The 21,800-nt window shown below is 45.1% G+C and carries 19 protein-coding genes and 1 pseudogene; all 20 read left to right on the top strand.

All coding sequences use genetic code 11. The features are described 5' to 3' along the window. Positions 1-98: 98 nt before the first annotated feature. Positions 99-512 (top strand): annotated as a pseudogene (locus ABLT31_RS33270) (beta/alpha barrel domain-containing protein); the annotation flags it as partial. A 34-nt stretch (positions 513-546) separates the two neighbouring features. Beyond that, entirely contained in the window at positions 547-1,545 is a 999-nt protein-coding gene (locus ABLT31_RS33265; RefSeq protein ID WP_367759821.1) for a Bug family tripartite tricarboxylate transporter substrate binding protein, read from the top strand. Between the two features lie 34 nt (positions 1,546-1,579). Further along, positions 1,580-2,026 (top strand): tripartite tricarboxylate transporter TctB family protein, encoded by a 447-nt coding sequence (locus ABLT31_RS33260; RefSeq protein WP_367759819.1) that lies wholly within the window; start codon positions 1,580-1,582, stop codon positions 2,024-2,026. Between the two features lie 17 nt (positions 2,027-2,043). Beyond that, positions 2,044-3,552 (top strand): tripartite tricarboxylate transporter permease, encoded by a 1,509-nt coding sequence (locus ABLT31_RS33255; RefSeq protein WP_367759817.1) that lies wholly within the window; start codon positions 2,044-2,046, stop codon positions 3,550-3,552. A gap of 38 nt (positions 3,553-3,590) precedes the next feature. Continuing rightward, the gene (locus tag ABLT31_RS33250) at positions 3,591-4,001 is read left to right on the top strand and encodes a PaaI family thioesterase (protein ID WP_367759815.1); all 411 of its coding nucleotides are present in this window, start codon (positions 3,591-3,593) and stop codon (positions 3,999-4,001) included. A 273-nt stretch (positions 4,002-4,274) separates the two neighbouring features. Then, positions 4,275-5,468: a thiolase family protein gene (locus tag ABLT31_RS33245; protein ID WP_367759812.1), complete on the top strand. Its 1,194-nt coding sequence runs from the start codon at positions 4,275-4,277 to the stop codon at positions 5,466-5,468. Between the two features lie 32 nt (positions 5,469-5,500). Next, positions 5,501-6,688: a CaiB/BaiF CoA transferase family protein gene (locus ABLT31_RS33240; RefSeq protein WP_367759810.1), complete on the top strand. Its 1,188-nt coding sequence runs from the start codon at positions 5,501-5,503 to the stop codon at positions 6,686-6,688. Between the two features lies 1 nt (position 6,689). Continuing rightward, positions 6,690-7,556 (top strand): 3-hydroxyacyl-CoA dehydrogenase, encoded by an 867-nt coding sequence (locus tag ABLT31_RS33235; RefSeq protein ID WP_462976568.1) that lies wholly within the window; start codon positions 6,690-6,692, stop codon positions 7,554-7,556. A 5-nt stretch (positions 7,557-7,561) separates the two neighbouring features. After that, on the top strand, positions 7,562-8,710 hold the full coding sequence (locus ABLT31_RS33230) for an acyl-CoA dehydrogenase family protein (RefSeq protein WP_367759808.1): 1,149 nt from the start codon (positions 7,562-7,564) through the stop codon (positions 8,708-8,710). 29 nt (positions 8,711-8,739) lie between these two features. Continuing rightward, positions 8,740-9,504, top strand: a complete 765-nt coding sequence (locus ABLT31_RS33225) for an electron transfer flavoprotein subunit beta/FixA family protein (protein ID WP_367759806.1) — start codon at positions 8,740-8,742, stop codon at positions 9,502-9,504. A 26-nt stretch (positions 9,505-9,530) separates the two neighbouring features. Continuing rightward, positions 9,531-10,502 (top strand): electron transfer flavoprotein subunit alpha/FixB family protein, encoded by a 972-nt coding sequence (locus ABLT31_RS33220; RefSeq protein WP_367759804.1) that lies wholly within the window; start codon positions 9,531-9,533, stop codon positions 10,500-10,502. 33 nt (positions 10,503-10,535) lie between these two features. Then, a complete protein-coding gene (locus ABLT31_RS33215) occupies positions 10,536-12,608 on the top strand; it encodes a (Fe-S)-binding protein (RefSeq protein ID WP_367759803.1) in 2,073 nt (690 codons plus the stop codon). 27 nt (positions 12,609-12,635) lie between these two features. Continuing rightward, entirely contained in the window at positions 12,636-13,667 is a 1,032-nt protein-coding gene (locus ABLT31_RS33210; RefSeq protein ID WP_367759801.1) for an NADP-dependent oxidoreductase, read from the top strand. Continuing rightward, positions 13,664-14,440, top strand: coding sequence for an enoyl-CoA hydratase/isomerase family protein (locus ABLT31_RS33205; protein WP_367759799.1), 777 nt, complete (start codon positions 13,664-13,666; stop codon positions 14,438-14,440). The genes ABLT31_RS33210 and ABLT31_RS33205 overlap by 4 nt, the downstream gene beginning before the upstream one ends. Positions 14,441-14,596: 156 nt before the next feature. Further along, the gene (locus tag ABLT31_RS33200; protein WP_367759797.1) at positions 14,597-16,702 is read left to right on the top strand and encodes an acetate--CoA ligase family protein; all 2,106 of its coding nucleotides are present in this window, start codon (positions 14,597-14,599) and stop codon (positions 16,700-16,702) included. A 34-nt stretch (positions 16,703-16,736) separates the two neighbouring features. Next, on the top strand, positions 16,737-17,972 hold the full coding sequence (locus tag ABLT31_RS33195; protein ID WP_367759795.1) for an acyl-CoA dehydrogenase family protein: 1,236 nt from the start codon (positions 16,737-16,739) through the stop codon (positions 17,970-17,972). A 22-nt stretch (positions 17,973-17,994) separates the two neighbouring features. Further along, positions 17,995-18,789, top strand: coding sequence for an enoyl-CoA hydratase-related protein (locus tag ABLT31_RS33190; RefSeq protein ID WP_367759793.1), 795 nt, complete (start codon positions 17,995-17,997; stop codon positions 18,787-18,789). Positions 18,790-18,796: 7 nt separating this feature from the next. Next, positions 18,797-19,564, top strand: a complete 768-nt coding sequence (locus ABLT31_RS33185; protein ID WP_367759791.1) for an SDR family NAD(P)-dependent oxidoreductase — start codon at positions 18,797-18,799, stop codon at positions 19,562-19,564. Between the two features lie 2 nt (positions 19,565-19,566). Beyond that, the gene (locus tag ABLT31_RS33180; RefSeq protein WP_367759789.1) at positions 19,567-20,331 is read left to right on the top strand and encodes a carboxymuconolactone decarboxylase family protein; all 765 of its coding nucleotides are present in this window, start codon (positions 19,567-19,569) and stop codon (positions 20,329-20,331) included. Between the two features lie 36 nt (positions 20,332-20,367). Further along, positions 20,368-21,786, top strand: coding sequence for an NAD-dependent succinate-semialdehyde dehydrogenase (locus ABLT31_RS33175; protein ID WP_367759787.1), 1,419 nt, complete (start codon positions 20,368-20,370; stop codon positions 21,784-21,786). Positions 21,787-21,800 lie beyond the last annotated feature (14 nt).

Raw genomic sequence — 21,800 nt, 5'->3', positions numbered from 1 at the left:
CATTCCACAAGGGGAATTTGAAACTAAGCGGTCGCATCGTGATGGCACCGATGACTCGAGGCTTCTCCCCGAACGGTATTCCCGGACCAGACGTGGCGGATTATACGGCAAAACTGGCGAAAACACCGGATGAGCTTGCCCGGTTCCTGGCCCCGCTAGCTGATGCCGGAGTCGACGTCTTCCACTGCTCGACCCGCCGTTTCTGGGAGCCGGAGTTCGAAGGCTCCGAGCTGAACCTTGCGGGATGGACGAAAAAGCTGACCGGTAAACCGACGATTACGGTTGGTTCCGTCGGCCTCGACGGCGAATTCACGAAACTGCTCACGGAAGGGGCAAGCGCGAATACCGCCCATCTGGACGGATTGATCGAACGTCTGGAACGCGGCGAATTCGACCTCGTGGCCGTAGGTCGCGCCCTGATGAACGATCCCGAGTGGGCATCCAAAGTTCGCGACGGCCGTACGGAAGAGCTGATCCCTTTTTCAGCGGAATCGAGAAATACACTGTTTTAGAAAAATACATTTGGATACCAAGGAGTCTTTGCTAATGAAAAAGAAGGTCGTTTCATTATGGTTAATCACATTGTTACTCGTACTCGTCGGCTGTTCGGGAAAAAATTCATCCAACCAAACGACTTCCGGGTCATCGTCTGAACAAAGTTCCGCGTCTTTCCCTGAAAAGAATATTACGCTCATTGCTCCCTATGAACCGGGTGGCGGTACGGATAGAGTCTCTCGAATTCTAGCCGATGCGATTAGCAAAAACCTTCCGAACAATGCGAAAGTGATCGTTGAAAACAGGCCGGGAGGATCCTCTACAGTGGGTTTAACTTACTTGTATAATTCAAAGCCGGATGGATATACCCTTGCGGTTTCGCTAGAAACAGGTCTTGCCATTAAAACACATACGGATAAGTTGGATTACAAGTGGGACAGTTTCACGGAAATCATGACTTTAACAGGGGGATCACAATTATTTGTTGTAAAGAAAGATGCGCCGTGGAAGACTGCCGAAGAATGGCTGCAATATGTTAAAGACAACCCGGGGAAATTCCGCTTTGGACATGGCGGCATTGGTTCCATAGGTCATTTGGCAATCGAAGAAGCTAACTATAAGGCTGGATTAGATATGATCGTAGTTCCGTATAATGGCACTGGTCCTACCGTACAAGCATTGCTTGCGGGAGATGTTGACGGAAGTATCGTTGCAGCGTCTCAAGTGGATCCAGAGTTGATGACCGTTCTCTTTAACATCGGTACGAAAAGAACGGAAGGAATTGATGCGCCTACCCTCAAAGAGTTAGGCTTAGATGCCGGGACTGATTCATGGATTGGGTTGCTTGCACCACCGGGATTGCCTGAACATGAATTCCAAGTGATTCATGACGCATTTAAAAAGGCTTTAGAAGATCCTGAGGTCATTAAAAAATTAACGGATGGTCAATCTCTGCCTTTTTATAACGGTCCAGAAGAATTTACTAAGATCATCGAGGAAAGGTATAAAATCAATGGGGAAATTATGAAAAATATTGGGATGATACAGTAAAGGTGACACACTCTTTCTTCTGGGGAGGAGAAGAATGAATTCAAAAATACTAAACAGTATGGCAGCGATACTCATTTTAGTAGTCGGGAGTTTATATTTGCGCTCATCCATTGATTTAGGCGTAGGCACCTCGACGAAAATCGGACCGGGATTTTACCCGTACTTGTTAGGGATCATTCTGATCATTTTAACGATCATTAGCCTGATCCAAACATGGAGAAAGAAAGAAGAAGAAAAGATAGAATTCCCCAATGGAAAACTCATCTTAACCACCATTGGGGTCATCGCTTTATTTATCTTAAGTTGGTCTTTCATGGGCTACTTCTACATCCATTTGTTTTTTTTCATCTTTATTTTGTATTCGACCTATTCGGAAAGGTTGAAAAAGCAATTTTTATTTAAAAATGCTTTCCACTCCCTCATGATTACAGTTAGCATTTTTATCATTTTTGATGTGGTCTTAAATTTACCCATTTCATAACAAGGAGGGTGAGGCGCATGGATATTTTTCCGTTTGACGTTTCGATCTTGTTGACTTGGTCAAATCTGTTTGCATTAGTCATCGGCACTATGGTCGGCATGCTGATCGGAGCGATTCCGGGCATGGGAGCGACGCTAGCGGTTGTACTGTTGCTCCCTCTGACATATCTCATGGATCCGTTAGCCTCCATACTTTTGCTGTTGGCCACTTATCAAGCTTGCGAATATGGCGGTTCCATTTCAGCAGTGGTTCTGGGCGTTCCCGGGACCCCTGCCGCTTTGGTTACCGCTTTGGACGGGCACGCGATGGCAAAGCAAAACTCGCCTGGGAAAGCGCTCGCCTACTCGCTATACTCTTCCTTCATCGGTGGCTTGTTTGGAGCTTTTATGGTCATTTTTCTTTCATCATTTTTGGTGAAATTAGCGCTGCTTATTTCAGAGCCTGAATATTTTTGGATTGGACTATTAGGGCTTCTTGCAGTCAGCGCTTTAAGCTCGGAAAACTTTATGAAGAGCTTAATTTCCGCTGTACTCGGTTTAATGGCTGCAACCATCGGAATGGACGACTTTACGGGGGGTCCCCGCTTTACCCTTGGGTACATTGAGTTGTTGGAAGGGCTCGGTTTAATTGCCTTGTTAGTGGGCATGTTTGCCTTTACTGAGCTTTTCTTTATGGTCAACAACGATTTAAAGAAAAAATATGTTACCGACTCAAGCGGATTAAAAACAAAATTGACATTCAGAGAAATTCGAAGTGTCATGAAGCCGATTGGCATCGGTTCAGTTACAGGGGCCTTCGTGGGAATCTTTCCTGGGATGGGAGCAGGACCCGCAGCATGGTTTTCGTATAGTCTTGCGCAAGTATGGTCTAAAACAAAGTCAACGTTTGGGAAAGGGAATCCGGAAGGGATTGCCGCGCCTGAAGCGGCGAATAACGCAGCTGTCGGTGGTGCGCTTATCCCCTTGCTATCTCTGGGGATCCCAGGTTCACCCACGATTGCTATTATTAGTGGAGCGTTTATTATTCACGGTCTTCAACCAGGTCCAACTCTCTTTAAAACGCAAGCCGATCTGGTTTATGGAGTCATTTACGGATTTTTGTTCACCACCATCTTCATGTTTGTGATTGGAAGATATGTCACATCCTTATTTTCCAGAGCCATGACGGTTTCGAATCCGATTTTAGTTCCGATTGTATTCGCTCTTTCAATTATTGGAGTGTTTTTAACAAGAAGTTTACATTTTGATTTGTGCCTAGCGTTGCTGATCGGGGTGGTTAGCTACCTCTTTATAAAACTGAAGTATTCCATAGCGGCATTCATTCTGGCCTATGTGTTGGGACCGATCATTGAAGAAAGTTTCCGCAGGAGTTTGATTATCTCTGCTGGGAACTACGATATCTTCTACACGCGGCCCTTTTCCATTGCTTTGATATGCATTATTGTGGCCATTATAAGCTGGGTAATTATTAAGAGGCTAAGAAATCAAAAGAAAGTACAGGTTGATACAAAGAATCCTTCCTTATGACTTACTCATTTTCATTTAACCTAGAAAGGAGTTTTCCTATGAACCATGAATTGTTGCAGCTCGAAGAGCAATTAATGAGAAATAATCGGTTCAGAGAGTTAATCGGGATTCAAATCGAAGATATCCGTGAAGGGTATGCCAAATTATCTGTGTCTGTAGACGATAAATTGCTGCAATCTGGCGATTTTGTGCATGGAGGTGTGCTTGCTGTTCTCATCGATTCCGTTATTGCTTCAGCCATCCGAACGGTGTTGGATCAGGGAAAGATGGCCGTCACAGCAGAAATGAATGTAAATTTTTTGCGGCCAGCTAAAAAAGGGAAACTGATTGCGGAAGGGCAATTAGTTAACAAAGGAAGACTTCTGATGGTTGGGACCGGAGATGTCAAAGATGAAGAGGGACGACTATTAGCAACAGGCAGGGCGACCTTTGCTGTACAAGATCGATGAAAACGAAGACTGGATTAAACCTATCATCTCGTATGATAGGTTTTTTTCATTAATCTGCACGCCGTGTTTCAAACGTTAAACTCACCATCTCAAATGTGAGACACTTCTATTCACCTTCCACCTTTTAATGGGCGTTAGTCGTTGGCATGAATCTTGCTCTGTATAGTTTGTAGTTAATGATAGTTAAGCAGGAAATGAAAGTTCCTATTATTTGTTTAAGATCTCTAAAAATACATGAAATGCTATCTAGCTAGATTGAAGGAGGAGTATAAAGTGAGGAATGCTGTGATTGTTGATTCCGTTCGTACGGCAATAGGGAGAATAGGGGGAAGCGTTCAGAATGTACCCGTGGATTTTCTTGCTGCGAAAGTCATCGAGGAAATTGTGACTCGAACAGCCATAGAGAAGAAGGATATCGATGAAGTGATCCTGGGACAAACGAAACAGAGCACAGATGCTCCCAATTTAGCTCGTTTAGCTTTACTAAGAGCGGGTCTTCCGGTTGAAGTTCCGGGGTATACCGTACATAGGCAATGCGGATCAGGATTACAAGCCATTCATAATGCGGCTCAACAGATTATGTGTGGTTTGGCCGAGGTCATTGTGGCCGGAGGGGCTGAGTCGATGAGTACGGCTCCTTATTATATCCGAGATGCGCGTTATGGACTAGGAGCAGGGAATGGTCTTCTTTTAGATCCCAATACAGAAAGCCAGCCTCGTTCCCAGCCGATCGAGGTTTATGGAAACCTCACGATGGGTTTTACAGCAGAAAATTTAGCTGAACAATATGGGATCTCCCGGGAAGAACAAGATGAATTCGCCCTTCGCAGTCAAGAACTGGCCAACCAAGCTATCCAGGAAGGTCGTTTTGAACAAGAAATCGTGCCTTATGTAATCAAATCCCGCAACGGAGTGAAGATCTTTAACCAAGATGAGCATCCGCGTTTAACCAGCCTCGAAAAGCTAAGTACGTTAAAGCCGGTATTTAAAGACGGTGGAACCGTTACGGCAGGGAACAGCAGTGGGCGAAACGATGGAGCCTCCGCCGTTTTAGTCATGTCAGAGGAAGCGGCGCAAAGGCGCGGAATGAAACCGAAAGCAAGAATCATCGCGCAGGCTGTTTCTGGGATTTCTCCAGAAATCATGGGGATTGGTCCGATTCAAGCCACTAAAAAAGCGTTATCTATTGCAGGGCTGTCCTTGGATCAAATCGGGTTGATCGAATTGAATGAAGCCTTCGCGGCTCAAGCCTTAGCGGTGATCAAAGAATTCAACATGGATTTGGAAAGAGTCAATGTCAATGGAGGGGCGATTGCTCTTGGACACCCTCTTGGAGCAACAGGTGCGATCCTGATGACGAAACTTCTTCATGAAATGGAACGAAGAGGAGAAAGATTCGGATTGGTTACGTTGTGCATCGGTGGAGGACAGGGAATTTCAACGATCATCGAAAATTGCAACGCATAATACCGCGTTCTGTTGAAAAAGGAGGAGTTTTTATGGCAGGTCCACTTGAGGGCATCAAAGTTTTAGAATTGTCGAGAACGCTTGCAGGGCCTTTTTGCAGTATGCAATTGGCAGATATGGGTGCAGAAGTCTTAAAGGTGGAGCAGCCGGAACTCGGAGATGAAACCCGGAGCTTTACGCCACCTGCGGTAAACGGTGAATCTTGTTATTTTATGAGCTTGAATAAGAATAAAAAAGCCATGACGTTGAACCTCAAATCCGAAGAGGGGCAACAAATTGTCAAACGGCTTGTGGCCGAATCGGATGTTGTCATCGAAAACTTCAGGAACGGCACAATGGAGAAATTTGGATTAGGCTATGACGTACTGAAGGAAATCAATCCCCGACTAGTGTATTGTGCGGTCAGCGGATTTGGCCGGACGGGTCCGATGAAAGATGAGCCTGCCTATGATTTGCTGATGCAAGGCTTTGGCGGATTGATAAGTGTAACCGGAGAACCAGATCGTCCTCCTGTGAAGGTCGGCTTTTCGATAGTCGATTTATCAACGGGGCTCTATGCAGCACTTGGCGTGGTTCTGGCCTTATTGGCTCGGGAAAAGACAGGGAGGGGCCAATATGTAGAAGCCTCTTTATTTGAAACGGTCGTATCGTTATCTAATTTTTTGGCTCAGAATGTATTTGCTACAGGTAAAGCTCCAGAGCGTTTTGGATCGGCCCATCCTTCCCTCGTTCCGTACCAAGTCTTTGAGACAAAGGATGGGTATGTGACGATTGCGGTACCAAACGAAGGATTGTGGAGAAAAATGTGCGATGCGCTGGGATTGCATGAGTTAAAGGATCATCCGAAATTTGCTGTAAATGTAAACCGGGTAGCGAATCGCGAAGAACTCGTGGGGCTTCTCACGGATTACACGAAGAGCAAGGAATCCAAGGAAATTATCGAAACCTTAAATCGTGCAGGCGTACCCAGCGGACCGATTCATGACCTGACCCAGGTCTTGTCCCATCCTCAGGTTCAAGCGCGCGACATGATTCAGGAAGTAGAGCATCCGACGATTGGGATGCTGAAAATGCTAGGGATCCCGATTAAATTATCCGATACGCCGGGTTCCGTTCGGAAGGCGCCGCCCCTATTGGGCGAGAATACAAACGAAGTATTAGCCAAGCTGGGCTATACGACGAGTGACATGGACGTTTTAAAAGAGAAGGGGGTTATTTAACATGATTCATCAGATCGCGGTGATAGGCGGCGGAACGATGGGACGGGGAATTGCCTATGCCGCTGCAATAGCCGGGTTTAAAGTCACCTTGCAGGACATTGCGGAAGAAGCGATTGGGCGGGCAAGAGACTATATCGAAACCCAATTGGATAAAAACGTGGAAAAGGGATATCTTCCATCGAAACAGCGAGATGAGGCAAAAAGAAATCTATCGTATACCATTCACCTGCAAGAGGCGGTTCGTGATACAGATTTGGTCATTGAAGCGGCATTAGAAATTATGGAATTGAAAATTAGCATTTTTAAGCAACTAGACGAGTGGGCGCCAGCGCATACCATCTTAGCGACCAATACCTCCACCATGAGTCCAACCGAAATTGCGGCAGCCACGAGAAGGCCTGAACAATGTGTCGCGATGCATTTCTTTAACCCGGTTCACCGCATGAAATTAGTCGAGGTGATCCGAGGATTGGATACATCAAACGAAACGGTCGAAGTGGTTAAGCAAGTAGCGCAAAAGATGGGGAAAGAAACCGTGGAAGTAAATGAATTTCCTGGGTTTGTCACCAGTCGCATGAATTGTCTCATTGGTAATGAGGCCATGAACATGCTGATGGAAGGCGTAGCATCTGCTGAAGATATCGACAAAGCACTCAAGCTGGGATTGAATCATCCGATGGGTCCGCTGGAATTGGCAGATCTAGTTGGATTAGACAGCCGATTGCGTAATATGGAGTATTTGTATCACCAATTAGGAGAAAAGTATCGTCCATCCCCCTTGCTCGTGAAATATGTGAAAGCTGGACGATTGGGAAGAAAATCGGGTCGAGGATTTTACGAATACAGTACGGAACAGAAAGGAAAGTAAATCGAATGGATTTCAATTTGTCAGAAGACATTACCTTTTTAAAACAAAGTATTCGGGAATTTATTGATAGTGAAGTGGATCCTCTATCGATGGAGATTGAAGAAACCGATGATATCCCGGAAAGAATCATGAGGATGTCCAAAGAAATGGGATTATTCGGGTTAAGTATCCCTGAAGAATATGGCGGAACCGGGATCGGAATGGTTGGCAAGTGTGCGATCTATGAGGAATTGGGCAGAACGCATAATGGCTACACCACCGTGATTGGCGCCCATACCGGAATCGGTTCGGTTGGGATTGTCGAGATGGGAAATGAGGAACAAAAGCGGAGATATTTGCCGCATATGGCAAGGGGCGAGATGATTGGCGCGTTCGCGCTGACCGAACCGACTGCCGGGTCCCATGCGACCAATCTGAAAACCACAGCGGTCAGAAAAGGGGATAAGTTTCTATTAAATGGCAGCAAGCACTATATTACCAATGCTACGATTGCCGATGTCTTTACCGTCATGGCGGTCACGGATCCCTCGAAAGGAGCCAAGGGAATTACTTCTTTTCTTGTGGAAAAAGACTTCCCAGGGTTCACCGTAGGAAAAAAGGAAAAGAAAATGGGCCTTAAAGGTTCCCATTCGGCAGAAATATTCTTTGAGGATTGTGAAGTCCCGGCAGAAAATGTGTTGGGGGAAGAGGGGCAAGGATATGTTAATGCCCTGAAAATTCTTACGAACGGTCGAGCTGGTCTGGCTGCGCGGAATCTAGGCTCGTGCGAAAAATTGCTGGAAATGTCGCTCCAACATGCCCATACGAGAATTCAATTTGATAAGCCGATCTTTGAACAGCAAATTATCCAGCATTATTTGGCGGAAATGGCTTTGGACATCGAAACGTTGCGGAGCATGACGTATCGTGTGGCGTGGATGGTAGATCAGAAAATAAAGGTATTGAAGGAAGCAGCCATGGTGAAACTGCTAGCTTCTGAGATCTATAACCGGGTAGCGGATAAGGCTGTACAGATTCATGGGGGCATTGGCTATATCGCCGATTTCCCAGTGGAACGCTATTATCGGGATGCTAGAATTACCAAGATCTATGAAGGGACGTCCGAGATTCAAAAGAATATCATCGCTTCACAATTACACCTGGAATACAAGTAAATCTAAATGAAATGAGGGAGAACCACGTTATGAATATCTTGGTATTGATGAAACAAACCTTTGATACAGAAGAAAAAATTACGATTCAAAATGGGCGGATCAGTGAGGATGGCGTGAATTTTATCATGAACCCCTATGATGAGTATGCCGTCGAAGAGGCTGTAAAAATAAAAGAAAATACGGGAGCGGAGGTCACGGTGTTGACCGTTGGGCCTACTCGGGCGGAAAGTACATTAAGAACAGCGCTAGCCATGGGAGCCGATAAAGGGATCATCATTGAACTTGAAGAAGAAGCGGATGAATATACGATTTCGAATTTTATCACGGCAGCCATTAATGAGAATGCTTATGATTTAATCCTTGGTGGGAATATGGCCGTAGATTCCGGATCCGGGCAAATTGCCATCCGGGTCGCAGAAGCGCTAGGGATCGCTCATGTCTCTACCGTTACAAACATCTCGCTAGAAGGAACGAAAGCAACAATAGAACGCGATGTCGAAGGTGACGTGGAAGTGATTGAAGTGAATCTTCCATTTCTGGCAACGGCTCAACAGGGATTGAATGAGCCGCGTTATCCTTCTCTTCCTGGGATTATGAAAGCGAAGAAAAAGCCATTGACTCGATTAACCGTAGGGGATCTGGGTTTATCTAATGAAGAATGTACACCACGCACTTCGGTCCGCGAGCAATATTTGCCTCCAAAGAAAGAGGGGGGCCGAGTTCTCGATGGTGAAATCAATCAACAAGTAAGAGATTTGGTTCATCTGCTGCGCAATGAAGCAAAGGTAGTCTAATTTAAAAGATTAGGAGAGTGGGATAAATGGGTAAAAAAGTATTGGTTTTTGCAGAAAGCAAGAATGGAAAGCTGCGTCATGTATCATTTGAAGCGTTGACGGTAGCTGGGCAGCTAGCGGATGGAGGAGAGATTGCTACCGCATTGTTTGGTACAGGTGCTGCCGGCTTTGTTCAGGAAGTCAGCCAATATGGAGCAAGTAAAGTCTATGTTTCTGAGGACGAAGCGCTATCTGCTTATACTACTGATGCGTATGTGCAGGCTCTCTGCCAGCTCATCGAGGAAGTTCAACCGGATATCCTTCTCATGGGACATACCGCTCTTGGCAAAGACGCAGCTCCAAGAGTAGCTGCTAGATTAGGAATTGGACTCATTTCTGATTGCACAAACGCAGGCTTGGAGGATGGAACCATCGTCTTCACCCGACCGATTTATGCAGGTAAAGCCTTTCAAAAGAAGGTCTTTGATCAGGGGAAAATCTTCGCTACCCTTCGTGCGAACAATTTTGAGACCAAAGAAAAGGCCGTGCAAGCGGAAGTGGTTTCCTTTCAACCGGTCATCAAAGACTTGCGCACGATCATTAAAGAAATCGTTCGCAAAACGGCAAGCGGCGTCGATCTCAGTGAAGCCAAAGTTATCATATCCGGCGGCCGTGGCGTGAAGGGCAAAGATGGATTTCAACCTCTGCAGGAATTAGCAGAAGTGTTGGGCGGGGCGGTTGGAGCATCCCGTGGAGCCTGTGATGCCGGTTACTGCGAGTATTCCTTGCAAATAGGCCAAACAGGTAAAGTGGTAACTCCTGATCTATATATCGCTTGCGGGATCTCCGGCGCCATTCAGCATTTAGCAGGAATGTCAAATTCAAAGATTATTGTGGCGATCAATAAAGACCCCGAAGCGCCGATATTCCAAGTAGCGGATTATGGAATTGTAGGAGATTTGTTTGAAGTGGTTCCTCTATTAACGGAAGAATTTAAAAATGCCTTGGTTTCTTGTTAAACATCAACGAACGGACAAAAGGAGGACAACAGGATGTTAACGCTGTTTAATTTCCTTGCATTCCTCGTTGCGACAGGATATGCAGTATACATGTTTGCCCAGGCCATATACAGCCGATATTTGTTTGTGAAGCTCGGCAAGAAAGCTGCTTTTGAGCCGAGCCTGAAAGAACGATTGAATGCGGTGTTAGTGAACGTGTTTGGCCAGCGAAAGCTGTTTAAAGACAAGAAAAGCGGTCTTATGCATTTGATTTTGTTTTATGGGTTTATCATCATTCAAATTGGACTAATAGAACTCGTCTTAAAGGGATTCATGAAGGGGTATGAATTCCCTCTCGGCGACTATCACCCTTATTTCAGTATTCTGCAGGAGTGGACCACCTTCCTGATGCTGTGTGCCGTGCTCTATGGTGCCTATCGGCGCTATGGGGAGAAACTGAAGCGATTGCAGCTCAAGCGGGATGCTAAAGCCGCCTTTGTCTATATCGCACTAAGCATTTTAACCCTGTCCATCCTGCTTACGCTGGGCTTTGAAACAGTGATGCTCGGACATGAACCGGATCTTGCCCATGCTCCCTTCTCCGGAGTGATTGCGTTGATGTTCTCCGGCATAGGAACCACGGGTGGAACCGTCCTATTCTACGTATTTTGGTGGGTGCACATGCTGACGGTGTTATCCTTCCTGGTTTTCGTCCCCCAGTCGAAGCAAGCGCATGAGTTATTCGCGCTATTCAATGTCTTTTTCAAGAAAGTCGGGCCCGTAGGAAAGCTGCAAAAGATTGATTTTGAGGATGAAGAAGCGGAGGAATACGGGGTTGGGAAAATCGAGCACTTTACCCAACAGCAGCTGATTGATCTGTATGCTTGTGCGGAATGCGGACGTTGCACCAACATGTGTCCGGCTTCAGGAACCGGCAAGACCTTATCTCCGATGGAGCTCATGGTGAAGATGAGGGACCATTTGACGGAAAAAGGAGCGGCGGTTACTTCACGCGACCCATGGATGCCCGGCTTTGTTTTTGGATCCTCTGCCCTATCCCCAACGTTGACCGCTGATTCGGCTGCTCGTGAAGTTGCGGCAACGGTTGAGATGCCGAACTTGATCGGGGATGTGATTACGGAGGAGGAAATATGGGCTTGCACGACCTGCCGGAATTGCGAGGACCAGTGTCCGGTGGCCAACGAGCATGTGGACAAAATTATCGATATGAGGCGTTATTTGGTTTTGACGGAAGGCAATATGCCTCATGAAGCGACTCGCTATTTCCAAAACATTGAGCGGCAGAGCAATCCATGGGGGATTAACCGCAAGGAGCGCATCAAGTGGCGTGAGGAGCGCAAGGATATCGAAGTTCCGACCGTAGATGAGGCAGAGGAATTCGAATATCTGTTTTGGGTCGGTTCCATGGGATCCTTTGATAAGCGAAGTCAGAAGATTGTGCAATCCTTTGCTAAAATTATGAACCTGGCCGGCATTAAATTTGCCATTCTAGGTAATGAAGAGTGTAATTCCGGAGATACGGCGCGCAGAATGGGAAATGAGTTTTTATTCCAGCAGCTATGTCAAGAGAATATTGCCAACTTTCAGGCCTATGGCGTGAAGAAAATTGTGACCACTGACCCCCATGCATTCAACACATTTAAGCATGAATATCCGGAGTTCGGTTTGGAAGCCGAGGTTTATCACCATACGGAGCTGATTTGGAAGTGGATCCAAGAAGGCCGCATTAAGCCGGTGAAGGAAGTAGAGGAAGCGATTGCTTATCACGATTCTTGCTATCTTGGCCGCTATAACAATATCTATGATATTCCACGCCAAATTCTGGGGTCGATTCCCGGAATGAAAATCTTAGAAATGGAACGGAATAAAGAAGATGCGATGTGCTGTGGAGCCGGTGGAGGCAGGATGTGGCTGGAAGAAACGCAGGGGAAACGAATCAACGTCGAACGAGTGGATCAGGCGCTCAGCCTTAGCCCAACCTTGATTGGAAGCAACTGTCCTTACTGCTTAACCATGTTAAGTGATGGAACGAAAGCGAAGGAAGTGGAAGATCAGGTGAAAACATTAGATATTGTTGAAATTGTTGAGAGATCATTAGATGTCTGATCCCTCTAATTATGTGAGGTGTAGTTGATGTCAAAAAGAAATAGACAAATCTTGTTAGTTAAACGACCCATAGGGTTACCTGAATTATCGGATTTTCAACTGGTTGAATCTTCGTTATTAGATATCAATCAGGGAGAAGTCTTGATTGAAACGATATACCTTTCTGTGGATCCGTATATGCGTTGGCGAATGGGCGGGCCTGAGATGCATTCCGAACCATTTGAATTGAATCATGTAGTTACCGGTGGCACTGTTGGGAAAGTCATCGACTCGAAAAACCCTACATTTCCAAAAGGTTGTATCGTTACTGGACAATTAGGGTGGGCGGATTACAATGTGTCTGATGGTACTGGGCTGCGACGGGTAGATCCTGAAATCGCCCCCATTGAAACAGCTCTAGGAGTTATGGGAATGACAGGGTTGACAGCCTATTTTGGGTTGCTTGACATTGGGAAGCCGAAGGCTAAAGAGACGGTTGTTGTATCAGGTGCAGCGGGTGCTGTAGGGACTGTTGTAGGTCAAATTGCCAAAATTAAAGAGTGTCGAGTGGTTGGAATTGCGGGTTCAGAACAAAAAATACAATACTTAAAGGAAGAGTTAGGTTTCGATGCAGTCATTAACTACAGGAGGGAATCTGTTTACGAATCCTTAAAGCAAGTATGTCCTGATGGTATCGATGTCTATTTTGATAACGTCGGGGGAGAAGTTTCGGATGCTGTGATGTATTTAATCAATACACATGCCCGGATTATTGTGTGTGGACAAATTTCAGAATACAACAATAAAACACCGAGTATGGGACCACGTTTACAGAAGCATTTGATTTATAATCAAGCCTTAATGCAAGGATTCAGAATAAGGCAATATTCAGATCGTTTCGATGAAGGTTTAGCACAGTTAGGCGATTGGGTTCGAGAAGGAAATCTATCGTATAGACATTCAATAGTTAATGGCCTAGAAAATGCACCTAAGGCTTTTAATGGATTATTTTCTGGTCAAAATGTTGGTAAACAACTGGTGAAAGTCTCTGCAGAATGGTTGGGGGTGGATCAACATTGAAGTATCAAAATCTAGTAGTTGAACAAGTTGAGAGAATAGGAGTTATCAGGATTAACCGACCGGATGTTAGAAATGCATTGGATGCCCAAACCTTGTCAGAAATCAGCCAAGCCCTAGATACCCTGGAGAATGAGGAGGAAGTGGGGGTTATCGTCATTACGGGGGCTGGGGAAAAGTCCTTTGCAGCAGGAGCGGATATAAGACAATTAAGAGAGAAGCAGCCCCTAGACGCTCTCAGTCCGGGGATGTCCGGCCTCTATCGGAGGATTGAAAATTCAAGTAAAGCAACGATTGCAGCCATCAACGGATTTGCCTTGGGTGGTGGATGTGAGCTGGCTATGGCCTGTGATATTCGAATCGCTGCAGATCATGCGAAATTTGGGCTTCCCGAGCTTAACTTATCCATCATTCCAGGAGCCGGGGGAACCCAGCGTTTGGCCCGGATCGTCGGGAAGGGAAGAGCGATGGATATGATTTTGACCGGTGAGTTGCTATCTGCAAAGAAAGCGGAAGAAATTGGGTTAGTGTCTATGTCCGTACCGATGGAGGAGTTGTGGCCAGCCGTAAAAGGGAAAGCCGACAAAATTTTAGCTAAGGGCCCCTATGCGGTGAGAATGGCTAAACTAGTGATTCATCGTGGATTTGATCAAGATATCGATACGGCGCTCATGATTGAAAAGTTGGCGCAGGCCGTGTTGTTTGGATCCCATGATAAAAATGAAGGGACACAGGCCTTTCTTGAAAAAAGGAAAGCCTCCTTTATCGGGAAATAAGGAAGGACAGTATGGTGTTTCACTTGTGCGATACATCGTTTCAAAATTAGAACACATTTCATGTCAGGTGGCGTAAAAGCTCAGGTTTAGATGGATTTATGATGTTGGCACGCTACTTGCAATGTGTAAAGTTAAGAGATAAGAAAGGAGATTGGTATGAGCAACAGTTTGAAGTACTTATTTGATCCGGAAAGTATAGCAATTATCGGGTGTTCTCCGGACGCGAAAAAAATTGGCGGAAGACCATTAGATTATTTATTCAAATATGGTTACAAAGGGAAAATATACCCAATCAATCCAAACTATCCAGAGATACGAGGATTACAATGCTATGAAAATATTATGGCTGTCGAAGAAGAGATCGACTTGGCCGTTATCGCCATACCTCAAAAATTAGTATTGAGTACCTTCCAATCCTGCATAGAGAAAAAAGTGAAATCTGTCGTTATTTTTAGTGCAGGGTTCTCTGAATTGGGAGAAGAAGGCAAGCAAGAACAAGAGCAATTGACGAAGCTTGCTAAGGAAAATAATATCCGAATCTTAGGCCCCAACTGTTTAGGTTTATTTAACGTAAGGAAAGGGATGTATGCGACATTCTCAACCATCCTAGAGGAAGAAGCCCCCATTCAGGGTGGTCGAATTGGTTTTGTGAGTCAAAGCGGTGCGTTCGGATCCCACGTTTTTACACTGGCTAGACAGCATCACATTGGATTTAGTCATTTCGTGGCTACAGGAAATGAAAGTGATGTGGATGTCGCAGACTGCATTAAATATTTGGCCGAAGACGAGGGAACGGATGTTATCGCCTGCTATATTGAAGGCGCGAAGGATGGGCAGAAGTTAATTGAAGCTTTTCAGCTGGCTGAGCAAAAGAAAAAGCCGATTGTCGTTTTAAAAGTAGGCAAAACCGATGTGGGAATGAAAGCAGCGATGTCGCATACCGGTTCCATGGTTGGCTCTGATGCTGTATATGATACCATTTTTAGCCAATATGGAGTTTATAGAGCGAATACCATTGATGAGTTTATCGATGCAGCCCAGGCTTTTTCCCAATTACCCGCTGTCCAGGGCAATCGAGTAGCTGTATTTACGGTTTCTGGTGGGGTGGGCATCATGCTGGCAGACCAAGTCATGGAACATGATTTAGTTTTGCCGGAAACCCCCGAAGAGGTTCAAAAAAAGTTAAAAGCTATTCTTCCCATAGCCGGTGTGAAAAACCCGGTGGATACGACGGCTCAAGTCTCCTATATGCCTACGTTGCTGGAAGACTTTATGGAGGCGGTATTAGAGAGTGGACAGTATGATTCAGCTATTGTCTTCTTAGGATTCGGCGGATTGAAAACGGATGCTTTAAGCAAGAAAATTAACTCACTCTTAAAAATAAAGGGAAAGTTCCCTCAAATTCCTCTCCTTACCGTGACATTAAACAACCCGACTTCTAAGAAGTTATTCCATGATTCCGGGTTAGTCGTCAATGAAGACCCGACACGGGCTGTGAAAATGCTATCGGCGTTATATAAGTTCGAGAAAACAAGGAAACGGAAGCAACCTGATATCCAACGAGAAAGGAAGGATATCAACCTAGAAATCGTCGATGCGAATTCAAAAGAATTAACGGAATATACAAGTAAGCGAATCATGGGTGAATACGGGTTGCATGTTACCCAAGAAAAACTGGCAAGTACGGCTGAGGAAGCTGTCGAATATGCCAATCGGATCGGTTATCCGGTCGCCTTAAAAGGGATGTCGCCGCAGATTCTGCATAAGACGGAAAAAGGGTTGGTCCTCTTGCATGTCAACCATCCGCAAGAGGTGGAAGAAGCCTTTCACCAGTTGAAGAAAATTATTGATGATACCGAAGGCGCGACCTTTGAAGGGGTATTAATTCAAGAAATGCTGACAGGCAAGTCGCTTGAAATGTACGTGGGTTCCAAAAGGGATCCAGTCTTTGGACAGATGATCCTGGTGGGATTAGGCGGGATTTATATCGAAGTATTCAAAGATGTGGCGATGAGAAAAGCTCCTGTCTCTATGGAAATGGCTCAGGAAATGATAGAGGAATTAAAATCGAGTGCGATGCTCAAAGAGTTCAGAGGAAATACAGCCTATGATGTAACCGCTTTATGTGAGCTGGTATCCAAATTTAGTACCTTTATCGATCAATTCCAAGACGAAATGGAAGAGATTGATCTGAATCCTGCCATGGTATTTAAAAAGGGTCAGGGAGTTAAGGTGGCAGATGCCTTAATGAAGCTGCGATAAAAAAACAAAATTCAATCTAGCGGAGGAACGAATGATGAATTTTAATCCATCTGAAGAAACAGTAGAAATCATTGGTGCTTTGAGACAATTTATCGATAAGGTAGTCATCCCATTGGAGGAGGAAAACGCCGAGCTTCTTTACAATGAAAGAAATTATTATCTGGAAAATGGAAGACGCCATCCCATGGTAGAGGAATTAAGAAAAATCGTCCGGATGGAATCGGCCAAAGCCGGCTTTTACACCATGTTTGGAGCGAAGGAATTAGGAGGAGAGGAGCTTGGGCCGATCACTTCCCTATTAATTCAGGAGGCCATCGGCAAGCACTATGCCAATCGCAAGCTGATCGAAGCCGTCGTCATTCCTTCCCCTTTTACGAATGGATTAACTTCTGTGTTGAATGGATTAAGGCAAGAACTGAAAGATCAATATTTGGAGGGAATTGCAACGGGAGAGAAGACGCTTTGTTTCGGTTTAACAGAACCGGACGCAGGATCCGATGTATGGGGAATTAAAACGAAAGCCGTTAAAGAAGGAAACGAATGGGTCATCAATGGCACGAAGCAATGGATTACCAACGCCCCTTATGCCGATTATTGCATGCTATTTGCCGTGACGAATCCAGAACTGCAATCGCAAAGAAAAGGCGGCATTACCTGCTTCTTCGTGGATACCAAGAGTAAGGGCTTCAATGTGGATTCCGTTATTCCTGTCATGGGGGAAATCGGGGGAGATGCGGGAATTATTAGTCTCGATAATTTAAGAGTGCCGGAAGAGAACATTATCGGGGAATTAGATAATGGATTTACCAAGGCGATGAACGGAATTAATAATGGACGTCTCGGAATGAGCGGAAAATGTATCGGATCCGCCCAGTGGGCTTTAAAACAAGCCGTGGACTATGCCAATATTCGCAAGACGTTCGGCAAGAAAATCGCGGAATACGATACGATCCAAAATATGTTGGCAGAATGTGCCATGGATATCTATGCAGCTCGAAATATGGCTCTGCATTGTGCCTGGAAGATTGAAAATACGAAAAAGCAACCTGTGAAAGAGATTTCCATGGTCAAAGCTTACTGTACGGAAATGATGGGACGTGTGTACGATAAAGCGATGCAGATTCATGGAGGAATGGGTCTTTCGAATGAACTGAAATTAGAAGCGGGCTATCGGATGGCAAGATTGCTGCGAATCCCAGATGGAACCTCTGAAATTCATCGACGCACTATTGCCAAGAGTTTACTAAAAGGCGACTTGAATTTTAACTAAACCTAAGCGAGGAGGATGAAACATGGAAGAACAATGCGTGTTAGTAGAAAAGAAGGGTCGGATCGCCTATGTCATTTTGAACCGTCCCGAAAAATTAAATGCCTTGAATAATCAGCTGTTTAAAGAGCTTGATGGGGCCTTAACGGATATTGAAAAAGATGATGAGGTAAGTGTCGTCATTTTAAAAGGGAATGGGCGCGCTTTCAGTGTAGGATATGATATTGGCAAATACGCACATCCTACGGTTACGCAAGATCGGGATCGATTAGAAGAGTTTACAAGAAGATGGTTAAGAGTATGGGAATTTCCAAAGCCCATCATTGCGCAAGTGCATGGATATGCTTTGGCAGGAGGAACGCAGTTGCTAGCGTCATGTGACTTTGTGATTACTTCGGAAGATGCAGAATTTGGTTTCCCTTCATTGCCTCTTGGAGGAGGGTTTGTAGGGATCTATTGGGGATGGCATGTGGGATACCAAAGAGCGAAATTATTGGATTTAACGGCGGGAAGCAGAATTAGCGGGAAAGAAGCCACAGAATATGGATTTGCTGCTAAATGCTTTAAAGCAGATGAATTAGAGGAGAAAACGCTCGAGATCGCACGCGGAATAGCCAAAACCCCGCTGGATATCTTGAAGCTAAAGAAGCAAGCCCATAATCGAATCATGGAAATGCAAGGTTTTAGGACGGGCGTCATGTTCGGACCTGAGCAGGATGCCATTATCCATACGACTGACGGCATCAAGTTGGTGAGAAATAAGATTGATGAATTAGGTTTGAAAGGCGCTATCCGGTGGTTTAACGAACAAGAGGTGTAAGTAGGCCATGAAACTCTTTGAAGGGAAGACGGCCATTGTAACTGGAGGAGCAAGAGGAATTGGCGAAGCGACAGTCAGGCAATTGCTTGATCAAGGAGCTAACGTAGCCATATTTGATGTCACGGCGGATGGTGTGAGAAGGAAATTCCCCGGTGATGAAGATCGTATTCTAGCGATTTCCGTTGATGTTCGTAATCTGGGCGATGTAGAAAAAGCCGTCCAATACGTGGAGGAAACCTTTCATGGGATTGATATTTTAGTTAATAATGCAGGCGTTCTTCAAGATCATTTCATTGAGGAAATGACGGAAGAAGACTGGGATAAAGTCATCGATGTCAATCTTAAAGGCAGCTTTAACTGTTGTAAGGCGGTTACTCCGTATATGAAGCGCCAAAAGTATGGGAAAATGGTTATGGTTTCCTCCCTGGCTGCCTTAGGTGCCATAGCGAGAGTCAATTATGCTTCGGCCAAAGCGGGGATACAGGGAATGACCAGAGCCTTGGCGATGGAACTCGGGCATTCCGGTATTTTCGTCAATGCGGTGGCACCGGGGTACATAGAAACTGAGATGAGCAAGGTATCTGAAGCGAGTGCAAGCCAAAGGGGTATTACTGATTTTGATTCCTTCAAGAAATCGTTCCTAGCCAAAAATCCGATTCCAAGAGTGGGAAAGCCGGAAGATGTAGCGAATGTGATTGAATTCTTGGCATCCGCTAAGTCGGATTATGTAACCGGCCAGATTATCTATGTATCGGGATCGCCTGGAGGAGTGTAGACATGAACAAGAGCACCCATCCCCAAATGCTTGCTGACTCCCATAAGGAAGAACTGGGATATTGGAATTCAACCCTGAAGTATTTGTGTGAAGAGGATAGCGAATTTTTCAAAATCTATCAAAGATTAGTGTCCTCTCCCTATAAAAATAATGTGATTGACGCAAAATCCAGAGAACTCATCCATGTGGCTTTAAGCTCCTCGCCTACCAATCTGTGCGAGGAAACGTTGAAAATCCACATGAAAAACGCCATGACTCATGGTGCCACAGAGAGGGAAATTCTTGAGGTCTTAAAACTAGTCAGCGTTTTAGGCATGCACACTTGTGCGGTAGGGATCCCACTTCTGATGGAAGAATACGAAACTTATAGCGATCAGTCGACCGAACTAAACTTGAATAGCAAACAACAGAAGTTGAAGGAAAAGTTTATCCATAAGATGGGATATTGGGGTTCGTTTCGAGATGTTCTCTTGGATAATGATGAGCATTTCTTTGAAAGCTATTATGAATATCTCACCAATCCCTGGGAGAGCGATATTATAAGTCCTAAATTAAAAGAGTTCATCTATATTGCTATCGATAGTTCAACCACCCATTTGTTTGGTGCAGGGATCCGAGTTCATATCCGAAATGCGCTAAAGTACGGTGCGACCTTTGAGGAGATCATGGAGGTCTTCAAACTGACGAGTGCACAAGGGGTCAACACATTCTATGTTGGAGTCCCTATCTTAAAAGCCCTTCTTGCTGAGAAGCGTGAGGGTGAATAGGGCAACCCAGAAATTTTAACAGGAAGGGAATCTACTATGTATATCAATGGAGAATGGATTCACTCGAACAAGGAGTTGAAAGTATTTAACCCTGCCAATGGAAAGCTCGTTGGAGTCGTTCCACTTGTCGGAGAAAACGAAACCAGGCATGCGATCGAGGCTGCAGATCGAGCGTTTCCTGCATGGTCAAATCTTTCTGCAGACACAAGAGCTGATTATCTTCAAAAAGTAGTTGGTAAATTAATGGAAAAGAAAGAACATTTGGCTCAAATCATCACGCAAGAAATGGGTAAACCGATCACGAATGCTAGGACGGAAGTCGACAGTACCATTGGTTTCTTTAGGTGGTATGCAGAAGAAGCAAGAAGGGTTTACGGAGAGATTATTCCGGCAGCCAAGAATAAAAGAGTTTCGGTCATCAAACAACCGGTGGGTGTCGTGGCAGCGATTACCCCATGGAATTTTCCTCTTTCTATGGCGGCAAGAAAATTAGGACCGGCTTTAGCTGTCGGTTGCACGGTGATTTTAAGACCATCCAGAGAAGCTCCTTTATCATCCGTAGAATTAGTCAAAATTTTGGATGAAGTGGGAATTCCCAAGGGGGTTGTCAATCTTGTGATCGGAGGGGCATCGGAAATCGTCACTCCGATCATGGAGAGTAAAGTGGTTAAAAAAGTATCGTTTACAGGATCAACCCAGGTTGGAAAAGAGTTAGTGAAGCAATCCGCCGATACACTGAAACGAGTCTCCATGGAGCTAGGCGGCCACGCCCCGTTCATTGTGTTTGAGGATGCCGATATCGATTTAGCTGTAGAAGGGGCTTTACGCAGTAAATTTACGTCAGCGGGACAGCAGTGTATTTGTGCGAACCGGTTGTATATTCATGAATCGGTCTATGAAGAATTTGCTACTAAATTTGCAGAAAAAGCGAAAGAGCTGAAGATCGGTGACGGTATATCTGATGATGTTCAAATCGGCCCGTTGGTCAATCAGTCTGCTGTTGAAAAAGCGGATAAGCATGTTCAAGATGCCGCATCCAAAGGAGCCCGTGTGTTATGTGGGGGACGAAGAATACAGGAAGGTGCTTTTGTCCAAGGTTCTTTTTATGAACCTACCGTTCTAGCCGAAGTCGATGAAAGTATGGTCATTACCTATGAAGAGACATTTGGTCCGGTAGCGCCCTTAATGAAGTTTAAGTCTGAGGAGGAAGTCATTAAGAAAGCGAACCATACGGAATATGGATTGGCAGCGTATTTTTACACCAAGGATTTATCTCGTATGTATAGGGTTGGAGAGGCATTAGAGTATGGCATGCTGGGTATTAACGATCCTTCCCCATTTTCAGTGCAATCTCCCTTTGGAGGAATCAAAGAAAGTGGGATGGGGCGAGAAGGAGGGCATCATGGAATGGAGGATTATCTCCATATAAAAACGATGTCCGTTCAACTTTACTAGCTCAAAATGGAAGG

The sequence above is a fragment of the Ammoniphilus soli genome (assembly GCF_040813775.1).
This window is presented reverse-complemented; position numbering and strand designations above follow the sequence as displayed.